Annotated in this window: 4 protein-coding genes; all 4 read right to left on the reverse strand. The window is 63.5% G+C overall.

Going from position 1 to position 6,503, the window contains the following annotated elements:
• Positions 1–72 precede the first annotated feature (72 nt).
• Positions 73–1,641: an ATP-dependent endonuclease gene (locus tag AQY21_RS06865; protein ID WP_161905956.1), complete on the reverse strand. Its 1,569-nt coding sequence runs from the start codon at positions 1,639–1,641 to the stop codon at positions 73–75.
• A gap of 279 nt (positions 1,642–1,920) precedes the next feature.
• Entirely contained in the window at positions 1,921–2,364 is a 444-nt protein-coding gene (locus AQY21_RS06870) for a CopG family transcriptional regulator (RefSeq protein ID WP_058096996.1), read from the reverse strand.
• A 4-nt stretch (positions 2,365–2,368) separates the two neighbouring features.
• A complete protein-coding gene (locus AQY21_RS06875; protein ID WP_058096997.1) occupies positions 2,369–4,354 on the reverse strand; it encodes a conjugal transfer protein TraG in 1,986 nt (661 codons plus the stop codon).
• 24 nt (positions 4,355–4,378) lie between these two features.
• Entirely contained in the window at positions 4,379–6,118 is a 1,740-nt protein-coding gene (locus AQY21_RS06880) for a VirD2 family relaxase/mobilization nuclease (RefSeq protein WP_058096998.1), read from the reverse strand.
• Positions 6,119–6,503 lie beyond the last annotated feature (385 nt).

Genomic DNA, 6,503 nt, shown 5'->3' on the forward strand with positions numbered 1-6,503 from the left:
CGTCGGGTCATTCCTCGGGGAGGCCCGCCCGTCACCAGTTCCTGGGATGGCCGTCCCAGAAACCGTCTGCCTCTACCTTCCCAGAGTGGAAAGCTGAGACAATGACTCACGCATAATCTCGGGGCTGCCATTGTTCTGGAAATCGATGACGGCGACGCCGTGTTCATCAAGGTCGTAGCCAAGGCCCTTGGCGATGCCATGAACCAGATGGTAATCGGACGGGCCCTCCACGAGAAGCCAGCGGCGTGCGAAGAATATTTCGCCACGGATCCGCCGAGCAAATGTCTCCAGCTGCTCCAGTTCCGCGTCCGAGACGAACTCCTGCGATGCATCGGATGCCTTACGCAGCGCGGCGTGGATGGTCTGTGTGTCAGGGCGTCCGCCGTAGGCGATGAGGAGATCGCGATACTGGTTTTGGGGCAGAGCGCCGGACAGCACGAGTTCGTTGAGACCGCGGTCATAAGTGATGAGGCCGGCGGAGGCTGCGATGATGGCGTCAATCTGGGGAACATGCGGGACGGGCGCGCGGAATTGACGGGGGAGAGAGCTTACAGTTGTGCCGTTGGCCTCGACACGGACGACGCGGATATCGCGGAACGGAACGTGCTGTAGGAAGTACGGCGAATGTGTCGTTACGATCTTCTGGCCTGGGAGCTCAGTGATATGACGCCAAAGGCTGCGGGCCGCCTGAGGATGGAGATGTGTCTCCGGCTCCTCAAGAGCCAGGACAGCTGTGCTTTCGGGCCGGTACAGATCGCTCAGGATCAGCTCAACGAAGGCTTTGAAGAGGAACATGACGGAAAGGCTCTGCACGCCTTGACCGTGCCGCGCCAACGGTAGCCACGGTTTGCCGCCCTCCGTCTGATAGATGACCTCCGCCTTCGAGAGGATATCCCATGTATTGAGGGGCAGCAGCCGCAAGTCCGCCTGGCCTGGGACGTCGGTGGCGGCGACGCGGCTGATATGGGAAAGACCGTTGGCAAGATTGGCCAGAAGCGGATCAGCGTCGAGCAAGCGTCGATTCAGAAGGTCGAAGATCCGCTTTGATTTCTGCTCGAGAGGTTCAGGGATTTGCACCGTCCGGAGCAACTTGCCCCAGAACTGGCTCCTTGAGGAAAACTCGTCCGTGACGTCGCGGAGCGCCTCAAGGTAGAAGACGGGCAGAAACTGGAAGAACTCCTGGAGATTGACGGCGCGAGCGCCGCGCCCGGCGAGTGGGTTCCTTTCGACGTTCAGGAATTCCCATCGTGGCACGAAACTCTCTTCGGCCGCTTCCCATGAGCAGCTGACGCGCATGATTATTGACGCGCGGCCGGTCACTGGATCGAGTTGGATGATGTCTTCGAGTTCGCCGTGGAGGTCCTCGGGCCACTCGTTGGCGACAGCCTCCTGGAACTCGACCTCGATAACGACGGGATCGCCGACTTTTGGATCTGGCCTACCGTCGCACAGATGCACATCATATTCAGTGAATCCGGTTCCGCGCTGTCCCCACCGTCTGGTAAGCGCGATGCGGATCGCTTCCAGTATCGCCGACTTTCCGGCGTTGTTGGTTCCTATAAGGACTGTAACCGCGCCAAACTGAATGTCTGCCTCTTTGATAGAGCGAAAGTTTGATATTTTAAGTCTACTTATTTCCACTGCTGAACATCCCTCCCGCCCTTGGCCAACGATACCGAGCGAACAGCGCTTTGCACAGCTTGAACCGCAAGTATCCGCCGAAGGCCGCCGCCGTGTCTTACTGATTGGGTGGATTTCCGTTCGGCAAGAGTGCGGTGTCCGCTTTCGGACATGTCGCCAGGCAGGATCGACAGCGCTCGAATGTCTACTTTGGGCCGGGTCTTCTTCCGCATCCGTGAGGGGCTGCGCCATACCGCAGTCTGCCTGAATGTCGCTGATGGGCTCGAAATGGTATACCAATCAGTGTGTCCCCGCACCCTGTTCTGATCCGGCCACATCCTCCGAGATTTCCTGCCGGAGCTTCGGCCCCTGCGCGAGGCGCCGGCCGAGTGCGGTGATGAACGCCTCATATCGTTCCGCCGACTTGGCCTTCGCGGCCTTCGCCGCTGGCTCAGGCAGCGCCGGCGTTGTCGTGACCCAGAACCGAATGAACACCGCCAGGCTTTCGACGGCGATGCCGACGTCCCGCTCAAGCCGCGCCATGCGGCGGTCGAGCTGGTCGAGGCGCTTGACGACAACCGCTTCGCGCCGCTCGGCATCGTCCGGCGACAGGAACGACGCGATGGCGGCTTCGGCGATCATGGATTGCGAGCGATCCCGGCGTGCCGCAAAGTCCGCCAGCGCCGAGGTGACATCGGGGTCAAGATAGATCGTGATCTTCGATTTCTTCCTGTGGCGTGTCATGGCGCTACAGCTCCATGCCGTCGTTCGGGTCCATGGCGACCTGCCGGGCAATCCCCTGCACCTGGCGGATCATGCGTCGGTTCCGGGCAACATCTTCTTCCACGTCATCGGAAAGATCGGGCTCGAACTCGTTCTCGATGGGCTTTTTCTTCTCCACCGGCTTCACGCGGCTGAGTTCGGGCTGCAAGCGGCGTTCGGATTCGGTCGGATCTTCATCATCCCTCATGTGGTCCTCGTCATCCTCGGCAGGACCGGGTCGCGCCGGGATCGGCAACGCGGTCCAGTCGTCGGCACGGGTTCCTTCCGGGCGCGTCAGATCAGGCGGGGAAAGAACGCGCTCCTGAAACCGGGCATCCTCAAAGTAGCGCGCCTTCGTCGCCCGGATCGGCGGGATGCCCGCCACCATGACGATCTCCTCATGTGGTGGGAGCTGCATGATCTCGCCCGGCGTGAGCAACTGGCGCGCGGTTTCCGAGCGCGAGACCATGAGATGCCCCAGCCAGGGCGACAGCCGGTGCCCGGCATAGTTCTTCATCGCCTTCATCTCGGTGGCGGTGCCGAGGGCGTCCGACACGCGCTTGGCGGTGCGCTCATCGTTGGTGGCGAAGCTCACGCGGACATGGCAGTTGTCGAGAATCGAGTTGTTCGGCCCATAGGCTTTCTCGATCTGGTTCAGCGACTGCGCGATCAGGAAGCTCTTGAGGCCGTAGCCCGCCATGAAGGCCAGCGCCGTCTCGAAGAAGTCCAGCCGCCCGAGCGCTGGAAACTCGTCGAGCATCAAGAGCAGCCGATGCCTTCCGGCATTCGCTTGCAGATCCTCGGTGAGGCGACGGCCAACCTGATTGAGCAGCAATCGCATCAGGGGTTTGGTGCGGTTGATGTCGGAAGGCGGCACGACGAGGTAGAGCGTGGTCGGCTGATCGCCGGCCACAATATCGCTGATCCGCCAGTCGGAGCGGCGCGTGACCTCGGCCACGACGGGATCGCGATAGAGGCCGAGAAACGACATCGCCGTCGACAACACGCCCGACCGCTCGTTCTCGGACTTGTTGCGCAGCTCGCGCGCCGCACTGGCCACGACCGGATGCGGACCCGCCTCACCCAGATGCGCGGTTGTCATCATGGCGCGCAGGGTGGAGTCCACCGGACGCTTGGGATCGGACAGGAACCTGGCCACACCAGCCAGCGTCTTGTCAGTTTCGGCATAGAGAACATGCAGGATCGCACCGACGAGGAGCGAATGGGAGGTCTTTTCCCAATGGTTGCGCTTGTCGAGGCTGCCTTCGGGATCGACGAGGATATCAGCGATGTTCTGCACGTCCCTCACCTCCCACTCGCCACGACGCACTTCGAGCAGGGGATTATAGGCCGAGGATTTCGGGTTGGTCGGATCGAACAGCAGCACGCGGCCATGGAGTGCCCGGAAACCGGAGGTGAGTTGCCAGTTCTCGCCCTTGATGTCGTGGACGATAGCCGAGCCCGGCCAGGTCAACAGCGTCGGCACCACCAGGCCGACGCCCTTGCCCGAACGGGTCGGCGCGAAACACAGCACATGCTCGGGGCCATCATGCCGCAGATACTCGTGGTCATATCGGCCGAGGATGACACCATCGGGATCGAGCAGGCCCGCAGCCTTCACCTCGGGCTTTGAGGCCCATCGCGCCGAACCGTAGGTGGCGACGCCCTTCGCCTCGCGCGCCCGCCAAACCGACATGCCGATGGCGACCGTAATGGCGATGAAGCCGCCCGAGGCTGCGATGATCCCGCCCTTGGCGAAGATCGGTGGCGCATAGGCTTCATAGAAATACCACCACCAGAAGATCGCGGGCGGATAATAGACCGGCACGCCGAACAGCACGAACCAGGGCGGCCCGAGCCGCGCCTGATAGCCGAGGCTCCAGGCGACATACTGGGTGGCGCCCCAGGTGGTGGCGAGGATGATGAGGAAGACGATGGCGATCTGTCCCCATAGGATCTTCGTTGCGGACATGGGCGTGTTCCTTTCCGGTTGAGGTCAGAGGCCGAGGCCGCGCTTGCGCCCGAAGTCCCAATCGACACCGCCATCGTCGCGGGCGACGCCGGAGACATGACGGCCGATCTGCTTTTCCAAAGAGGGCGACCAGGGCACGAGCTGGAAGCCGAGGCCGTCGTCGATCATGGCGAAGCGGCCCGAGGCGAGCGCGAAGCGCTGGCGATAGGAACCGGCGACATACTCACCGCTGGCGGCGCGCTCGAAGGACATGCCGGTTTCAGTCGCGAGCTTCTCGGCAAGACTGTCGAGTTCGCGCCTGCGCAGCGTGTTGAGCAGCCGCCGCGCGAAGATGACGCGCCCGCCCTGCCGCTCGGCGTAACCCTCGCCGATCAGATGCTCCGCGCGTTCGTCCAGAGCCTGACGGACCTCGGTGCCGAAGCCGCTGTCCGATAGGGCGATGGGCTCGCGGGCGATGGCCTGCCGGTCGAGCCAGGTCGCACCCGAGGCGCCGATCTGCGCACCGAGATCAAGATCGGAGCGGACGGCAAGCGCGACACGGCGCGCGCCTTGCGCGTCCTCATAAGCGCGCAGCGCGACAATCGAGCCAGGCGGGCTGTCGCCGGCGGCATCCAGATGCGGCAGCTTGATATGATGGCTGCGGCCGTCGACGCCGTCGACCACGGCATAGGCGGTGCCCTTCAACTCGTCATCAAGGCCGCGTTCGACCAGACGGCCGATAACCGGAACGTCGAGGCTTTCACCGGCGAGGACATAGCTGGCGGAGCCGCGCTCGATGCCGCGTTCGGTCAGGGCGCGGTGCATGCGCTTGATGATGTCACTACGCTCGCCAAGCTCGCGTAGGACCGCTTCAGCCTCGGGCTTGATGAACCACTGCGACTGGCCGATCTGATCGGCCAGCCCGAGGATTTCAAGGGTGCGCAGCCGACCGACCTTCAGCGTGTGGAACTCGTCCTGCGGGTGATCAGCGAGCGGGGCGAGATCGACGATACTGGATTTGCCAGCGTCGCGGGCAAGCTGCCGGTCGAGTTGTGTCCAGCGTTCCGCCTCGATCTGGGCCTCAAGGCTGCGGCGGATGTCGAGATCGGTGCGCGGCCCCAGATCCAGGGTGATGAGATCGCGCGCCCGGTCCCGCATCCCCTCCTTGATGTAGTCTCGGGAAATCACGAGATCCTGCCCGTCGTCGCGGGTGCCGCGCACGATCAGATGGACATGCGGATGCGCCGTGTTCCAGTGATCGACCGCCACCCAATCGAGGCGCGTGCCGAGATCCTTTTCCATCTGGCCGACAAGATCGTCGGTGAAGGATCGGAGGTCGGACATATCCAGCGCGTCGTCAGGCGAGACGATGAACCGGAAATGATGCCGGTCATCACCGCAGCGCTCCGCGAAAGCGCGACCATCGGCATCCTCCGTTCCCGGCCCGAACAGCCTTGCCTTCTCTCCGTCTCGGGTCACGCCGTCACGGCGCAGGTAATCAAGATGCGCACCAAGCGGCGCCGACGACGCCATGTGGCGAACGACGCGTGCCTTGACGACGGCGCCGCGTGTACGGGAGGTGATGAGGCGGTTGGCCTGTACGCTGGCGCGCTGGCCGCGCCCGAAGCGGGAACGATTGCCGGATGTGACGCGACCGGATCGCGAGACGCCGCCTCCGGCCTTCTTCGCGGCGGCAAGTGCCTGCGCGATGAAGGGCCGGGTTTGCTGCGCACGAGTTGAGCGGATGCGCCCCGGACGGATGCGGAACTCGTGCTCATCGGACATGGCACATCCCCGCACGGTGCAAAACAGAGAATAAAATCAGGAAGATGGACGCGAAGCACACGGTGCGCGATAGCGCCGCACGGTGCGAAACGCGCCAGAAACATGAACAAAAACAACCGCCCGCCTGAGCCGCACCGTGCGCGCTTTTATCCTGCCATCTTTCGGTCGTGGTGCCTGCCGCCACCCTCTGCGCCCTCCATGACACGCCAGCGCCCGATGGGATGCGAATTGCGGTGCCGCTGCTCATGGCCGGTCCCCACCGGCATCGCGGGCGACGAACAGCCCCTCCGACTGCAAGGCGGTGAGTGCGTCCGGTGCCGCCGGGACGAGCGAAGGGGCATCGTCCGGCGTGCGGTCGGGGGACGCGGGATCGGCAGCGGAAGCG

This window comes from Paracoccus sp. MKU1 (genome assembly GCF_001447385.1).
In the GTDB taxonomy this organism is placed as follows: Bacteria; Pseudomonadota; Alphaproteobacteria; order Rhodobacterales; family Rhodobacteraceae; genus Paracoccus.